The sequence below is a fragment of the Sphingomicrobium aquimarinum genome (assembly GCF_039655735.1).
GTDB classification, from domain to species: Bacteria; Pseudomonadota; Alphaproteobacteria; order Sphingomonadales; family Sphingomonadaceae; genus Sphingomicrobium; species Sphingomicrobium aquimarinum.
In genome coordinates this window covers 624,989-640,680 of sequence record NZ_JBBYXH010000001.1, presented here as the reverse complement: position 1 = coordinate 640,680, position 15,692 = coordinate 624,989, and the positions used below count along the sequence as shown (strand labels likewise).

The following is a 15,692-nucleotide window of genomic DNA, read 5'->3' as shown; positions in this document are numbered from 1 at the left end:
CGGCGGGGCCTTGCCCCGTCGGGAGACCGGTCACCGCTGTCAGTGAGCCAAGGAATCCATCGATGAATGAACTCGTCCTCGGACGGCGTGCGCTGCTGCGCGCCGCCGCTATATCCGGCGCAGGCTTCGGCTTGGCGCAGGCTCTGCCCGCCTGGGCTCAGCCCCTCTCGAAAGGCCTGATACGGCCGCTGCCCACAGTCAGCGGCAACGACATTGCCCTGACCATCGGACAGGTCAGGGTCGAGGTCGACGGCAAGGTTAGCCGTGCGGTCGGCATCAACGGCACCGTGCCAGGGCCGCTGATCCGCCTCAAGGAAGGCCAGCGGGTACGCTTGCGCGTCCAGAACACGCTCGATGAGGACAGCTCGATCCACTGGCACGGGCTTCTCGTGCCGTTTGAGATGGATGGCGTCCCCGGCGTCAGCTTCCCCGGCATCATGCCGCGCTCGACCTTCGACTACGAGTTCGATCTCAGCCATGCCGGAACCTACTGGTATCACAGCCACAGCGCTTACCAGGAGGAGGATGGCGTCTACGGCCCGATCGTGATCGATCCGGTCGGGCCCGATCCGGTCGCCTACGACCGCGAGCATGTGCTGGTGCTCTCGGACCACAGCCCCCTCGCTGGGGCGACCATTTACCGCAAGCTGAAGCAGATGGGCGGCCCCTACTTCAACCGCCAGCGCATGACGCTGTCGGGTTTGCTCGCGGGGCGCGACCTCACTGCGAAGGAGCGGTGGGAGTGGGCGCAGATGCGCATGGACGCGGCGGACATCGCCGACGTTACCGGTTCGACCTATGCTTTCACCATCAACGGCTTCGGTCCGTTCGACAACTGGACCGGGCTGTTCACGCCCGGCGAACGCGTGCGGCTGCGCATCATCAACGCCTCGGCGCAGACGACCTTTAACATCCGCATACCGGGCCTACCGATGAGCGTGGTGCAGGCCGATGGCCTTAACGTGCGGCCGGTCACCGTGGACGAGTTCCAGATTGGTACCGCCGAGACCTACGATGTCGTCGTGACGCCGCAGGACCGCGCCTACAGCTTCGTCAGCGAGGCAAGCGACCGCTCGGGCCTGGGGCGCGCCACGCTTGCGCCGCGCGAGGGCATGAGCGCGCCGGTTCCCCCGCTGCGCCCGCGGCCGCTCTTGACCATGAAAGACATGGGCATGGGCGGCATGGACCATTCCGGGATGGATCATGGCGCGATGGGCAGTGGATCATCGAACCCGGCGAAGGTGCGCGGCGTCGATCCGACTGCCCAACAGAACGCCTCCGGCGAGTTGTGGAAGCTGACCGGCTGGAAAGAGACAGGCGCCGCAGTTGCAACGGCAGCGGCGGCTGGCATGGCGGGTTTGGATCACGCGGCGATGGGGCATGGCTCCGTTGCGGCATCTCCGGCGGCAGCACCCATGGACCACGCCGCGATGGGACACACGGCCCCGGCGGCCGCCGGCCAGGCAGCGGCGCCAATGGACCACGGCTCGATGGGCATGCGCGACTTCGCAAACGCGCCAGAGGTCGACAAGAACCCGGGCGTGCAGACGATCTCGCCGATGCCGGTCGACCGCATGGGCGATCCAGGAACGGGTCTGGAAGACGTCGGCCACCGCGTGCTGAATTACCGCGATCTCATGGCGCTCGAGCGCAATCCCGACGTGCGCGCGCCATCCCGTCAGCTCGACATCCACCTGACCGGCAACATGGAACGCTACATGTGGTCGTTCGACGGGGTGAAGCTGAGCGAACCGGCCGAGCCGATCCCCTTCCGCCACAACGAGCGCGTGCGCGTGCGGCTCGTCAACGACACGATGATGCAGCACCCGATCCATCTGCACGGCCACTTCTTTGAGCTGGTGACCGGGCATGGCGCCTGGTCGCCGCGCAAGCACACGGTGAACGTGCAGCCGGGCGGGACGGCGACCTTCGACGTCACCCTCGATGCGCAGGGCGACTGGGCGTTTCACTGTCACAACCTCTACCACATGACCGCCGGGATGATGCGTGTCGTCACCGTGCGTCCCGACAAGGGAGACGCGTAAGATGATCTGGCTTCACAGACTTCCCCTGCTTGCGGTGGCGGCTTTCGCCAGCGTGCCAGCAGTCGCGCAAGAACAGGCTTCGCCGGACCAGACATCGGTCCCGACCGCAGCCACGAGTTGCACTCCCGAGCATGCTGCCATGGGGCATTGCACGCTGCCGGCAAATCGATCGGCGGTCGCTCAGCCGCAGCCCGGGCCCAAAGCGCCGCCGACCTGCCTGCCTGAGCACGCCGCGATGGGACATTGTACGCCACCGGAAAACCAACCGGCTGCCGCTCAGCCACTTCCGGTACCTCAAGCGCCCAGCACTTGCCTGCCCGAACATGCTGCAATGGGCCATTGCACGCGTCCCGCTGCCTCTCCCACAGCGACGCCACAGACCGCGTCCCCGGCCCAAACCACTTGCTCGCCGGAGCATGCGGCGATGGGGCATTGCACACTCCCCGCAGCGCAACCTGCGGCTCAGGTGACGTGCGCGCCGGAACACGCGGCGATGGGACATTGCACCCCGGCCAAAACGATCACGGCCGAGGGGACGAACCTCCCTGCCGGCTCGGGCACGGCTCCGCCCGTGCCCACGGACTACGCCGCGGACGCGATCTATGGCCCGTCCGCGATGGCCATGGGGCGTCACCATCTGTCGCTGCATCACGGCGGCCAGAACTTTTCGATGGTTATGCTCAACATCGCCGAGGTGAAGATCAAGAGCGGACGGGACTCTTACGAATGGGGCGGCGAGGCCTGGTATGGCGGGGACATCAATCGGCTGGTCGTCAAAACCGAAGGTGAAGGCGAGTTCGGCGGCGGGGTGGAATCCGCCGAGGTCCAGGCGCTCTATAGCCGCGCCATTGGCCCCTACTTCGATCTTCAGGCCGGTGTCCGGTACGATTTCGAGCCAGACCCATCGCGCGTCTACGCCACGGTCGGATTCGAGGGGCTGGCACCGGGTTTCCTCGACGTCGAGGGCGCGCTGTTCCTGTCGGAGCGGGGCGAGCTGTTGGGCCGGCTCGAAGGCTACTACGACCAGCGCATCACCCAGAAGCTGATCCTGCAGCCGCGTGCCGAGCTCAATTTCGCGGCTCAGAGCAGCGAGGACATTGGTGTCGGCGCGGGTCTGACCGATGCAGAGATCGGCGTCCGGCTGCGCTACGACATCGCCCGCGAATTCGCTCCTTACGTGGGCGTCCAATACGAGCGCGCTTTCGGCAGGACCCGCGATTTCCTTCGCGACGAAGGCGAAGCGACCGGCGGCTGGAGCTTCCTGGCCGGAGTCCGCTTCTGGTTCTGAGGGGAGAAGAAGAATGTTGATGACCACCATGATCGCCGCTGCACTGGCGGCTCAAGCGGCACCGGATACGCATGCCTCGGCCGCCGCCCCGCTAGCTGCCCAGCCCGCTTCGGCGAGCGAGAATGAGAGCGCCGTTCGCGCCGTGCTGGCGCGCTACAAGTCCGCGATCGAACGGTTGGACGCGAGCGGCACCGAAGCACTCTTCACCGAGGATTCCGCGGTGTTCGAAACCGGCGGTGTCGAAGGCACCTACAAGGAGTATCTCGCACACCATTTGGGGCCCGAGCTCGCGGCTTTCCGCGCGTTCGCCTTCTCCGACTACGCGGTCGCGGTGCGCATCAAAGGCGATCTCGCGCTCGCGACCGAGACCTACAACTACCGGATCGAGACGAAGACCGGGGAGATCGCGATGCGCAGGGGCGTCGCCACGAGCGTGCTCACGAGAACGGCGGATGGCTGGAAGATCCTGGTCATGCACAATTCGGCGCGCAAGCCAAAGGGGACCTGAGATGAGCATGTTCATCCGACGATCGCATCGCTTGCTGGCGCGGTCGGTGCTGGCGATGTTTGCAGCCATCGCTGTCCTGTCGATGCCAGCGGCACCTGTATCGGCGCACAAGGATCACAAGGCGAAGCAAGAGGCGGCGCAGCTCGAAGCGCAGCGCGCGGCTGCTGGTGGATCGGCGCAGACTGCTCCCATGGCCCACGATATGGCGATGCCGGGCCATGCCGCGGCCATGCCCGGAAAGGAGAAGGCAGACGATCCACCGCAGAGCTTCGCCGCGCGCCTGCTCGACTGGCTCGGCCGCTTCCATCCGATGCTGGTGCATTTTCCGATCGCCTTCATCCCTGCCGCGCTCTTCACCGCCATCGTCGGACGCAGGCGGCCGGGCTTCGCCAAGCCCGTCCAGTTCCTGGTGGTGACCGCGGGCGTCACCGCGCCGTTTGCCATGCTGTCGGGGTGGCTGAGCGGCGGGTTCGAACTCGGCCTCGACGACTGGGTGATGCAGAGCCACCGCTGGCTCGGGACCGGCATAGGTGTCGGCGCGTTCGCCTTGGGTGTGTTCGCGCTCAAGCGCCCGGAACAGGACCGCGGCTCGGGCATGATCGTGGGGCTGTCGATCCTGACCGCCGCGATCCTAGTGCAGGGGTGGTTCGGCGGTGCTCTCGTGCACGGCATCGACCACCTGAACTGGTAAGGTGAACGACCGATGGAAAATCATGCGAAGTCCGCGCATCACGAGGGCGGTTCCAAGGCCTACGTGATGCTGGCCATCAATCTCGGGCTGAGCCTGCTGGTGATGTATCTCGCCATGTTCGCCATGATCTGGAGCTGGGGCGAGTTCATCCAGAACGTGAATTTCTTCTACATGGCGCTGGTCATGTGGGCGCCGATGGGCGCGATCATGCTGGCGACGATGGGCGGCATGTACCGCAACCGGAAGCTGAACGCCGCCCTTTACCTGGCCTTCGCCGCGATCTTTGCCTTGTCGCTGCTCGGCATTCGCCAGCAGAGCCTGGTCGGGGACCACCAGTTCCTGCGTTCGATGATCCCGCACCACTCGGGCGCGATCCTGATGTGTGAGGAAGCCAAGCTCACCGATCCGGAGATCCGCCAGCTCTGCGGCGAGATCATCCAGGCCCAGAAAGAAGAAATCGCGCAGATGAAGCGCATCATGGACCGCTTGTGACGGCAACTGCCCTGAAACCACGGAGATACAAAATGATGAAACTCACCGGAATTGGCGCGCTAGCGCTCCTCGCTTCGCTCGGCGCCTGCGGAAGCCCTGAACAGCCTGCCGAAGACACCGCGCCCGCCGCCGGGATGACCATGGACGGTCCCTATGCCGAATCCGAGATGGCGATGGACAAGGCGATGAAGGCCGCCGTTGGCGTCGATGCCGCCGACAGCTGGGTCAAGAAGATGATCGCGCACCATGAAGGCGCGATCGACATGTCGCGAATCGTGCTCGGACTAGAGCCCACCGCCGATGTCGCGAAGATGGCGCAGATGACGATCGAGAACCAGGGCGCCGAGATCGAAGTGCTCAAGGCGCTGGCCCGCAACGGTGCGGCCGATCCCGAAAGCGCCAGACTTTACGAAGCCCCGATGACCGAGATGCACAGCGAGATGATGGCCGCATCGGGCGCGACTCCTTCGGAAACCTACCTCGCCAAGATGCTGGCACACCATCGCGGCGCCGTCGCCATGTCGGACATCGCGCTTGCGAACGGGACGACTGGGGCCGTGCGCGCGCAGATCGAGGAGACGCGGGCCGAGCAGCTGAAAGAAGTCGCGATGGTCGAAGCGATGCTGCGCGGCGAGCCGATGGCCATGCAGGCGCAAGCCACGAGCGATACCGCCGCGCCGGCGGCTACCGCGAAACCGGCTGCTCCGAAGGCTGCCGCTGCAAAGCCGGCCCCGGCCAAGGCGGCTGCGCCCAAGCCCTCGCCGGAGCCTGCAGCGGAGCCCGACGCGTCGCCTACCTGCGCTCCCGAACATCGGGAAGCGGGCCACTGCTGATCGCCATTTGATGGCCCCGGGATCTATGTCACCGGGGCCATTCTCCATCCAGGATCGGGAGCCTTCGCCCGCAGATGCGAACCCATGTAATTGCCCGCAAAACGCACAAATGGCTCGGGCTGTTCATCGGCTTGCAAGTCGTCGTCTGGTCGCTGAGCGGCGTCTACATGACCGTCGTTCACATCGACACGATCCACGGTGACCATCTCGTTCGCGAGGCGTCCAGTCTGGGCATCCAGGCGAGCGCCTTGCAGGATCCGCTATCGCTTGCCGCCCAGGAGAAAGCCTCCGGCATCAGGCTGGCCTGGGTCGATGAGCGCCCGATCTATGTCACCGAAGGGCCCTCGGGCGAGCGCGCATTCGCGGCAACCTCGGCTGTGCCGATGGACCCGCCGAACGAGCAGGCAATCAGAGCACTGGCTTCGTCCTACTACACCGGGTCCGAGCCGATCGCATCGGTCGAACTCATCGCGGATGTGCCCGCGGAAATCCGCGGACGAACGCCTCCGTTGTGGCGGGTGGAGTTCGATCACTGGAACCGCCCGACCTTCTATCTTTCACCGGTCACCGGCGAACTGCTTTCGCGACGCCACGAGCTGTGGCGTGTGTTCGACTTCGTGTGGATGCTACACATCATGGACTACGACGAGCGCGAGAACGTCAACAATCCGCTGCTTCGCGCCTCTACCTGAGGCGCAGTGCTGATGGCGCTCTCGGGCATCTGGTTGCTGTTCTACTGACCGGCCCCCACCGAGTGGTCCGGGTTGATTGTTAGTGCATTGTGGCCTCCGTTGCCATTGCCGGCTGGAGGTGGAGCGAAGCGGAACCGGAAGTCGGCAATGGCGTCATTGCCGTTTCCGGGGCAGGCGGTCGGTAGCCAAGACTGCTGTGCGGACGCACGGTGTTGTAGTGGCGGCGCCAGGCTTCGATCAGCACCTTGGCCTCGGTGAGGCTGTAGAAGATCTCTCCATTGAGCAGCTCGTCACGCAGTGAGCCGTTAAAGCTCTCGTTGTAACCATTCTCCCAAGGGGATCCTGGCGCGATATAGAGCGTCTTCACGCCTATTCTGCCGAGCCACTCCTGCACGGCCTTAGCGATAAACTCCGGACCATTGTCAGACCGGATGTGAGCTGGCGGACCGCGAGAGACGAACAGCTCTGCCAGCGCCGCCAGCACATCCTGATGCTTGAGCTGACGCGCCACGACCAGCGCCAGGCATTCCCTGCTGGCCTCGTCGATGATCGTGAGGATCCGGAACTTGCGACCATCGTGGGTGCGTCCCTCGACGAAGTCATACGCCCACACATGCCCCGGATACTCCGGCCGCAGGCGGATGCACGAGCCATCGTTCAGCCATAGCCGTCCTCGCTTCGGCTGCTTCTGAGGCACCTTCAGCCCTTCCTTGCGCCAGATCCGCTCCACCCGCTTGCGGTTCACGTGCCAGCCTGCCTCACGCAGCAACGCTGTCACTCGGCGGTAGCCGTAGCGACCGTACTGCTTTGCCAAGGCAATGATGTCTTCGGTGAGCGCTTGCTCATCATCGGCCCCGCACGGCACCTTACGCTGCGTCGATCGGTGTTGCCCCAGCACGCGACAAACCCGGCGCTCGGACACTGGCATCATGCCTCTGATGTGATCGATGCAGCGCCGCCGCCGTGCAGGGCTCAGAAGTTTCCCCGCGCAGCTTCCTGCAGGATCAACTTGTCCAGCGTCAGATCCGGCACCGCGCGCCGTAGCCGGGTGTTTTCCTTCTCCAGCTCCTTCATCCGCCGAGCCTGGTCGACCTTCAGGCCACCATACTCCTTGCGCCAGCGATAGTAGGTCTGCTCCGTGACCCCGATCCGCCGGCACGCCTCAGGCGTGGTTCCGCCCTGCGCCAGCACGATCTCCGCCTCACGCAGCTTCCCAATGATCTCTTCCGGCTTGTGCTTCTTCGATGGCATTCTGCTTCTCCTTCATGGCCCAGACTAAAATAGTCGATGGACCACTCAGAAGGGGGCAGCTCAATTGCCCAAGCAATCCAGTGCTCGCCTCTCGGCGCGATACGCATATCCGAATTGCACATCGGACCTGTCAGCAAAGGAAAAAGCTTTACGGATCGGCGAAATGTGAGACTTCGTGGTGATGGGCGACATCACGCAATTCAAATCGGTCGGTTGGGATTTCGATTTTACGATCTACCAGAACTCAAGGTCAGCGCTGATCTGGGACTACATCGAGCGCAACGAACACAACCAGCGCCACTATATTATCACCTTCCGCACCGGTCGCTTGTTCGACCGGCTCTGGTATGATCTCGAAATGGCCGGGTGTCGATTGCTTCCATTCCATTTCAGGGGCGTCGAGGGCATTCCCGAGAAGATTTTTCACGCTTTCGAGAATGGGAAACCGAGTGGCATGGAATTGCTCTATTGGAAGGGCAAGATGTGCAAAAATCTCGGCTGTGAAGTGCTGGTAGATGATGCCGAAATCCATGTCTGGCCGGGATGTGCGCGGCATAACATTGAATGGCTCCATCCCGACATGGTAGCGCTGTGACGCGGACGGCTAAGGACATACGCGATGGAAAAATTCACTGACGACGATGCAGGATACCTTTGGTGGATCAGTAACCATCCCGATGGCTTCGTGGTGAACATCGAGCGCGGTGAGCGTCCCGACTACGCTGTGCTCCACCGGGCGACCTGTTCTTCGATTTCGCGTGATCGGGATGACGGGGCATATACCAAGCGAGGCTATTGCAAAGTGGTGTCGGACAACCTCCACGCCCTTCGTGCATATGCGAAATCTATCGGAAGAGCGGACGGATCGTTCTCAAAGCAATGCGGGCTATGCCAACCGACATAGAACCGAACTAGCCAAGACAGGGATTCGCTCGATCGGCCTGCAAAGCTACGAGGCAAAAAGCGGTCACCCAGCCAGCTTGTCGCCACGCATAATCGCAAATCCCGACACAGATTTTGCAGGACCAGCGGCCAATCCGGTCTGCAATGCACAAGAGCAGGGAGCAGATCGCTCGACTGGCTTTGTATTTTCAGAGGCGACTGTTACCAAGTCGGCATTGCGCCCTCAGAGACACTGTAAATGCCTCGTATTTTTGACAATATCGACAATTCCCTCCTGCCCGAACTGAAAAATGTTCTGGCCGTATCCGAGCGTGCTGATTTTTGTGTCGGATACTTCAACCTCCGGGGCTGGCGGCAGATCGATGAGCAAATTGAATCATGGACGGGCGAAGGTGGAAATGCATGTCGGCTCTTGGTCGGAATGCACCAGTCGCCCGAAAGAGGTCTGAGGGAACGGCTAGCATCTGCTTTTCGCGATGAGGGGATCGATAACGCTCGTGCGCTCGAACTAAAAAAGGCACTCGCGGAGGAATTCCGTGAGCAACTTTCCATTGGCACGCCGTCCAATGCCGACGAAGCTGGCCTTCGTCGATTGGCGAGGCAAATTCGCTTTGGCAAGGTCGTCGTCAAACTGTTCCTGCGTCACCCCCTACACGCGAAACTCTACCTTCTCCACAGACCGGACCCGGTTAATCCAAAGGTTGGCTTCGTTGGAAGCAGCAACCTCACTTTCGCAGGATTATCATTTCAGGGTGAACTCAATGTCGATGTGATGGATCATGACGCCTGCGACAAGCTCGCCGCATGGTTTGAGGCGCGATGGTCGGATCGCTGGTGCATCGACATTTCTGATGAGTTGGCGACGATCATCGAGGAGAGTTGGGCCGGTGAATCGTTGGTCCAGCCATACCATGTCTATCTCAAGATTGCTTATCACTTGGCCCAAGAGGCGAGGCTTGGCCAATCCGAATTCCGCATTCCATCGGTCTTTGGCGATAAGCTTTTTGATTTCCAGACTAGCGCGGTGAAAGTCGCCGCCCACCACCTTAACAAGCGGGGTGGAGTGGTGATCGGTGATGTCGTCGGATTGGGGAAGTCGATCATGGCTTCCGCTCTCCTAAAGATTCTCGAGGAGAGCGATGGGCGAAGCCTCATTATCTGCCCGAAAAACCTCGTTGAGATGTGGGAGGATTATGTCGAAACCTATAATCTCTCCGCAAAGATCGTCTCCCTCTCCCGAGTCGAAAGCGAGCTTCCTGAACTGCGTCGCTATCGAACGGTGTTGATCGATGAGAGCCACAACCTCCGCAACCGCGAGGGTAAGAGATACAAGGTTATCGAGGACTACATCCGGTCAAACGACAGCCAGTGCATCCTTTTGTCCGCGACGCCATATAACAAGTCCTTCATCGATCTATCGTCCCAGCTTCGCCTCTTCATCGAGGACGATCAGGACATCGGTTTGAGACCCGAGGCCATGATCAGGGCGATCGGGGGAGAGACTGAGTTCGTCCGGAAGCACCAGTGCAATGTCCGGTCAGTTCCGGCGTTCGAGAAAAGTGACCAAGCGGATGACTGGCGGGAATTGATGCGCCTTTACATGATCCGCCGAACACGCGGATTTATCATTCAGAATTATGCGCAAACCGACAATGCGACAGGCAGGAAATATATCACCTTCTCAGATGGAACTCGTTCCTACTTTCCTGTCCGAGAACCGAAGTCGGTCAAGTTCCAGATCAACGACGATGATCCGTTTGACCCCTATGCAAAGGCATATTCGAACAAGGTGGTGTCAGCGATCGATAGCCTCACGCTGCCGCGCTATGGTCTTGCCAACTACCTAAATCCCGACCCGAAGAATCCTCCTACGCCCATGGAGGATACCATCATGGATGGATTGGGTCGTGCCGGAATCCGGCTGATGGGCTTCTGTAAGACAAACCTGTTCAAGCGCCTCGAGAGCGGTGGGCCTGCATTTATCCAGTCGCTTGAACGACACATCATGCGCAATCTCGTCTACCTCCATGCGCTCGAGAATGACCTTGCGGTTCCGATTGGCACGCAAGACGCTGAGCTTCTCGACATGTCTGATGAAGACGCTGACTCGGATGCAGTTGGATCACTCTTCGAGAGCGGCGAGTATGAGGGTCAGGAAACCGAACAAGACCTTGCGTCGGCGCAACTTGAACGGCTGCGCGAGCAGGCAGCCTTCATTTACGGCGTCTATGCAAACACCAAGAAGCGTCGGTTCAAGTGGCTCAAAGCAAACCTGTTCAAGCGCAAACTCGCGAATGATCTCAACAAGGATGTGAGTGTTCTGCGCGAGGTATTGGATTTCTGCGGCGAATGGGATGAGGCTCGTGACACGAAGCTCAAAGCCCTCATCGAACTTGCTCGGGTGAATCACCCCACCGACAAAATTCTCGTCTTCACCCAATTCGCGGATACGGCCCGATACCTTGAACAAGCTTTGCAGAAGGCCGGTGTCAGTTCAGTCGCTGCGGTGACAGGCGCATCGGAGAACCCGACCCGGCTTGCGTGGAGGTTCAGCCCGAAGTCAAATCACAAGGAGAAGGTGGCGCAGGCCGAGGGTGAGCTACGCGTCCTCATCGCTACGGATGTCCTCTCCGAAGGCCAGAACCTCCAAGATTGCGCAATCATCGTGAACTTCGACCTGCCATGGGCAATCATCCGGCTCATTCAAAGAGCAGGTCGCGTTGATCGCATTGGCCAACAGGCAGACACCATCCATTGCTATTCTTTCTTGCCCGCCGATGGCGTTGAGCGGATCATACGGCTTCGTTCTCGCGTGCGCGCGCGACTGAAAGAAAACCAAGAGGTCGTGGGCTCGGATGAGGCGTTCTTTGAGGACGACGACGGTGATAATCCCATCCAAGACCTCTATAGCGAGAAAGCTGGAATCCTTGACGGCGATGATGACGGCGAGGTCGATCTCGCGTCCCACGCCTTTCAAATCTGGCAGAACGCAATCGCTGCGGACCCCAAGCTCAAGAAGCTCGTCGAGGATTTGCCGGATGTTGTTTACGCGACGAAGGCGGTGCCCCCAGTTCCCGAAGCGAAAGAAGGCGCGCTCGTCTATATCCGGACGCCCGATGACAACGACGCCTTGGCATGGGTGGGCCGAGACCGCGAGATTCTCACCCAGTCACCACTGGCCATACTTCGCGCCGCTGAGTGTTCGCCCGACGAACCGGCGTTAGAGCGGACGGAATTCCATCACGAGATTGTCCGCGCCGGGGTGGAACATCTCGTGCAGGAAGAGCGGACCACGCACGGTGCACTTGGGAGGCCGTCAGGCGCGCGCTTCAAGACTTACGATCGGCTCAAACGCTTCCTCAAGAATCAAGGAAACGAGCGGTCACTCTTCATAACGGATCACTTCGTGCGCGATGTCGAGAAGGCGATGGCAGACATCTACGAGCATCCGATGTTCCAATCGACAATCGATACGCTGAATCGTCATCTCAAGATCGGCATCAACGACCAGAAGCTCGCCGAAATGGTGATCGCGTTTCGAGAGGACGGACGCCTGTGCATGAAGCAGGACGAGGATGAGGCAAGGGACGATATGCGGGTCATCTGTTCAATGGGGCTGAGGGACTAAGGATGGCGATCGATAAGCCTCGCGCAACTGTGCACCTCAAGGCGTTCGATTTCTCGACGCTCTTCATCGAGGAACTAGGCTGGGATCGCCCAGCATCGCGGCAGACCGAAACGGTCGAAGTGGGCGGCCAACAATTCACGCTCAGGCCGGTCGCAGACAAGCGTGGCGTGCGGATATTCCAATGTCCGGAAATTCCAGACCGCGCGACCAGACAGCGGATCGAGCGTGAGATCACCAAGCTGGTCTACGAACATCTGATCATCTTCACCGACAGCGGTCAGACCAAGCAAATCTGGCAGTGGGTCGCTCGTGAGAAAGGCAAGCCCGCAGCATTTCGCGAGCATCTCTGGCTCGCTTCGACTGCACCCGATGCCCTGCTACAAAAGCTAGACCACATCTCCTTCACGCTGAGCGAGGAAGAGGGCCTTACCCTAACCGGCACCACCCTGCGCTTGCGGGACGCGTTCGACCGGGAGCAGATCACCAAGCGGTTCTACGAAGACTTCAAGAAGCAGCATGACCGCTTCCTAAAGTTCATCGAGGGGCTCGCCAGCGTATCCGATCGGCAATGGTATGCCTCGTTGATGCTCAACCGGCTGATGTTCGTATACTTCATCCAGAAGAAGCGGTTCCTCAACGACGACATCGACTATCTGAAAAACAAGCTTGCGGAGGTTCGCGAGCGTAAGGGAACGGATCAGTTCCACACCTTCTACCGGGCGTTCCTGCTCAAGCTTTTCCATGGAGGATTGGCCAAGGCGGCAGATGCTCGTGACCCAGAGACGGTCACCCTCCTTGGTCGCATCCCATACCTGAACGGGGGCCTTTTCGAGCCCCACGCGCTGGAAGCAGAAGGCCACACGATCCAGATCGCGGACGCCGCTTTCGAAGGCGTCTTCGCATTTTTCGATCAATACGAGTGGACGCTCGACACGCGCCCGATCGAGGAAGCGGACGGCAAAGAGATCAACCCCGATGTGCTCGGACATATCTTCGAGAAATATATCAACCAGAAGCAGATGGGAGCCTACTACACCAAGGAGGACATCACCGATTACATCACCAAGAATACGGTCGTCCCGTGGCTGTTTCAGAATGCCATTGGCCATGACAAGGTAGCGTTCGAACCCGGTGGGTTCGTCTGGCGATTGCTGTCCGAAAACCCGGACAATTACATTTATCCGTCTGTCCGCCATGGCATGGACAGCCCGCTTCCAGACGAGATCGCAGCGGGTATCGCGGATGTTTCTCAGCGGGGTGACTGGAACAAGACGGCACCGCGCGAATTCGGCCTACCTACCGAAGTCTGGCGCGAAGTGATTGCTCGCCGAGACTGCTATGAAGCGACACGATCAAAGGCGGCAAGCGGTGAGATCACGAGTATTGAGGATTTCATCACCTATAATCTCGACATCCGGCAGTTCGCTCGCGATGTGATCCAGTATGCCGAAAGCCCGGATGTTGTGCGGGCCTTCTGGAAAGGAATATCCTCAATAAAGATACTCGACCCCGCTTGCGGGTCAGGCGCGTTCCTCTTCGCCGCCCTCAACATAATGTATGACCTTTACGATGCATGCCTTGAGCGCATGGAGCAATTCGTGGCCTCTGCACCGCATAGCGGTAGCGGACGCAGGCAGCTTTACTCGGATTTCCATGCGGTGCTCGACCAGATCGCACAGCATCCGAACCGAGATTACTTCATCTACAAATCGATCATCATCGCCAATCTTTACGGCGTCGATATTATGGATGAGGCCGTCGAGATTTGTAAGCTGCGGCTGTTCCTAAAATTGGCCGCGCAACTCGAGAATCCCAACCAAATCGAACCGCTGCCTGATATTGATTTTAATATCAGGTCAGGCAACTCAGTGATTGGCTTTCGATCTATTGAAGATGCGCAGGAGAAGGCTCAACGAGTGGGATTGCCGTTTGATGACCTCCTCTCAGATATTCAACGAACTTCAGATGACATTGACAATGCTCTGAAATTGTTCCGAAATCAGCAGGTTAGTCCCGGCGGCCACATCTCTCATGGTGTGAAACAGACAATCCGCGATCGTTTGACAGCCAATGAGGATAGACTGAACGACTTCCTAGTGCGGTTGTATGCCCCTTCTTCGGAGGTGAGCACGGATGCTGGGAAGGCGCTTTGGCTTCAAAAGCAGAAGCCATTTCATTGGCTCATCGATTTCCATGACATTGTTTCTCAAGGAGGATTTTCCGCAATTGTCGGAAATCCGCCGTATGTTGAAATCGATAGGTTGAACTCACGCAAGGCGTTGCTTGCTGAGTTTGAAACCTGCTTGGAAAAATGGAGCCGAGACGAAGACCTATACACACTGTTTGTTGAGAGGTCTCTCTCTTTGATCGATCCCAAGAAAGGTTCGATCGGTCTTATCTTGCCCCTTTCTGTTGCCTTCTCCACGAAGCGTCCATTCACCGCATTGAGAACCAAAATTGCGTCGTGCGATGGTAGTTGGCGATGGTCTCACTTCGATCGCATCCCAAGCAGCTTATTCGGAAACGATGTGCGCACGCGATGCTCCATAGGCATCTATCACACCCAGCGATCTGACCACGCTAGCGCCTTGTGGACCACATCATTGAAGCGTTGGAGCGTCGAAGAGCGAGATAGTCTTTTCGATCTGCTGAAATACGCAAAGTTCGAAGGGGACATTAAGGAGCGAATCCCGAAGCTCGCGGACAGCTTGCAGGCGCGAGGGCTGACCTATTTCGAGTCTCTGCGAAGGCCACTCGCACTTCAACTCGGACGAGCAGTTTCAGCAAATGCACTTATTGATCTAGCGCCATCATTCCCAGAGAAGTCGGTTTTTGTCGCTGGAACCGCGTATAACTGGTTTCCCGCATGGCGATCGATCCCAACCACCTCAGATCAACATGGGCGTCCGTCGGTGCCTGCAAGAGCGGTAGGGTTCTCCTATGAGAATGAAGATCAGGCCAATATTGTTTTCGCCCTGTTGTGCAGTTCACTCGGATACTGGTGGTGGGCAGTTGCTTCGGACGGCTTCAACTTGAAGAAATGGCTGATTGAATCGTTTCCCCTTGCGCCAAGTGCGTTCAGCACTGAGTATCAAAAAAAGCTCGCGCAACTCGGTGCAGACCTCAAATGCGAGCTTGAAAAGAATTATGTTTATAAGGACAATCAAGGTCGGAAGGGTAATTTTTTCCTACCCGCTTGCGAAAAGATAACCCGCCAGATTGATGAGGTCATTGACGAAGCATTGGACGGAATAGACAAGGATTTTATCCAGAGTGTCCAATCCTTTAATGCTTCTTTTTCGAGGGTGGCCAGCGATGCGGATGAAGCGGGGTAGTTGAGGAAGCTGCGAATCTAAGGGTG

At 59.5% G+C, this 15,692-nt stretch carries 11 protein-coding genes; 10 read left to right on the top strand and 1 reads right to left on the bottom strand.

The genetic code is table 11. The features are described from left to right. Window positions 1-62 precede the first annotated feature (62 nt). The 7 genes from WJS89_RS03255 to WJS89_RS03225 all read left to right on the top strand — a co-directional run bounded on the left by WJS89_RS03255 (window position 63) and on the right by WJS89_RS03225 (window position 6,549). Window positions 63-2,045, top strand: coding sequence for a copper resistance system multicopper oxidase (locus tag WJS89_RS03255; protein ID WP_346339491.1), 1,983 nt, complete (start codon window positions 63-65; stop codon window positions 2,043-2,045). Window positions 2,046-2,538: 493 nt separating this feature from the next. Beyond that, window positions 2,539-3,333 carry a copper resistance protein B gene (locus tag WJS89_RS03250; RefSeq protein ID WP_346339490.1) on the top strand — a complete coding sequence of 265 codons (795 nt, stop codon included), beginning with the start codon at window positions 2,539-2,541 and terminating at the stop codon, window positions 3,331-3,333. 13 nt (window positions 3,334-3,346) lie between these two features. Beyond that, window positions 3,347-3,841, top strand: coding sequence for a YybH family protein (locus WJS89_RS03245; RefSeq protein WP_346339489.1), 495 nt, complete (start codon window positions 3,347-3,349; stop codon window positions 3,839-3,841). A gap of 1 nt (window position 3,842) precedes the next feature. Next, window positions 3,843-4,532, top strand: coding sequence for a DUF2231 domain-containing protein (locus tag WJS89_RS03240; protein WP_346339488.1), 690 nt, complete (start codon window positions 3,843-3,845; stop codon window positions 4,530-4,532). 12 nt (window positions 4,533-4,544) lie between these two features. Further along, window positions 4,545-5,024 carry a DUF305 domain-containing protein gene (locus WJS89_RS03235; RefSeq protein WP_346339487.1) on the top strand — a complete coding sequence of 160 codons (480 nt, stop codon included), beginning with the start codon at window positions 4,545-4,547 and terminating at the stop codon, window positions 5,022-5,024. 32 nt (window positions 5,025-5,056) lie between these two features. Further along, window positions 5,057-5,857, top strand: a complete 801-nt coding sequence (locus WJS89_RS03230) for a DUF305 domain-containing protein (RefSeq protein WP_346339486.1) — start codon at window positions 5,057-5,059, stop codon at window positions 5,855-5,857. A gap of 167 nt (window positions 5,858-6,024) precedes the next feature. After that, window positions 6,025-6,549, top strand: coding sequence for a hypothetical protein (locus WJS89_RS03225; protein ID WP_346339485.1), 525 nt, complete (start codon window positions 6,025-6,027; stop codon window positions 6,547-6,549). 79 nt (window positions 6,550-6,628) lie between these two features. On the opposite strand, the gene WJS89_RS03220 is transcribed toward WJS89_RS03225, so the two are convergent. Then, window positions 6,629-7,800 (bottom strand): IS3 family transposase gene (locus WJS89_RS03220; protein WP_346339484.1). Its coding sequence is split into 2 segments (ribosomal slippage): window positions 6,629-7,536 and window positions 7,536-7,800, totalling 1,173 coding nucleotides; the frame shifts between segments, so codons are not numbered across the junction. 181 nt (window positions 7,801-7,981) lie between these two features. Between WJS89_RS03220 and WJS89_RS03215 the strand changes: the two genes are divergently transcribed. The 3 genes from WJS89_RS03215 (at window position 7,982) to WJS89_RS03205 (ending at window position 15,666) form a co-directional block, all read left to right on the top strand. Continuing rightward, window positions 7,982-8,395 carry a hypothetical protein gene (locus tag WJS89_RS03215; RefSeq protein WP_346339483.1) on the top strand — a complete coding sequence of 138 codons (414 nt, stop codon included), beginning with the start codon at window positions 7,982-7,984 and terminating at the stop codon, window positions 8,393-8,395. Between the two features lie 546 nt (window positions 8,396-8,941). Next, window positions 8,942-12,331 (top strand): helicase-related protein, encoded by a 3,390-nt coding sequence (locus WJS89_RS03210; RefSeq protein ID WP_346339482.1) that lies wholly within the window; start codon window positions 8,942-8,944, stop codon window positions 12,329-12,331. A 2-nt stretch (window positions 12,332-12,333) separates the two neighbouring features. After that, window positions 12,334-15,666, top strand: coding sequence for an Eco57I restriction-modification methylase domain-containing protein (locus WJS89_RS03205; RefSeq protein ID WP_346339481.1), 3,333 nt, complete (start codon window positions 12,334-12,336; stop codon window positions 15,664-15,666). Window positions 15,667-15,692: the final 26 nt, after the last annotated feature.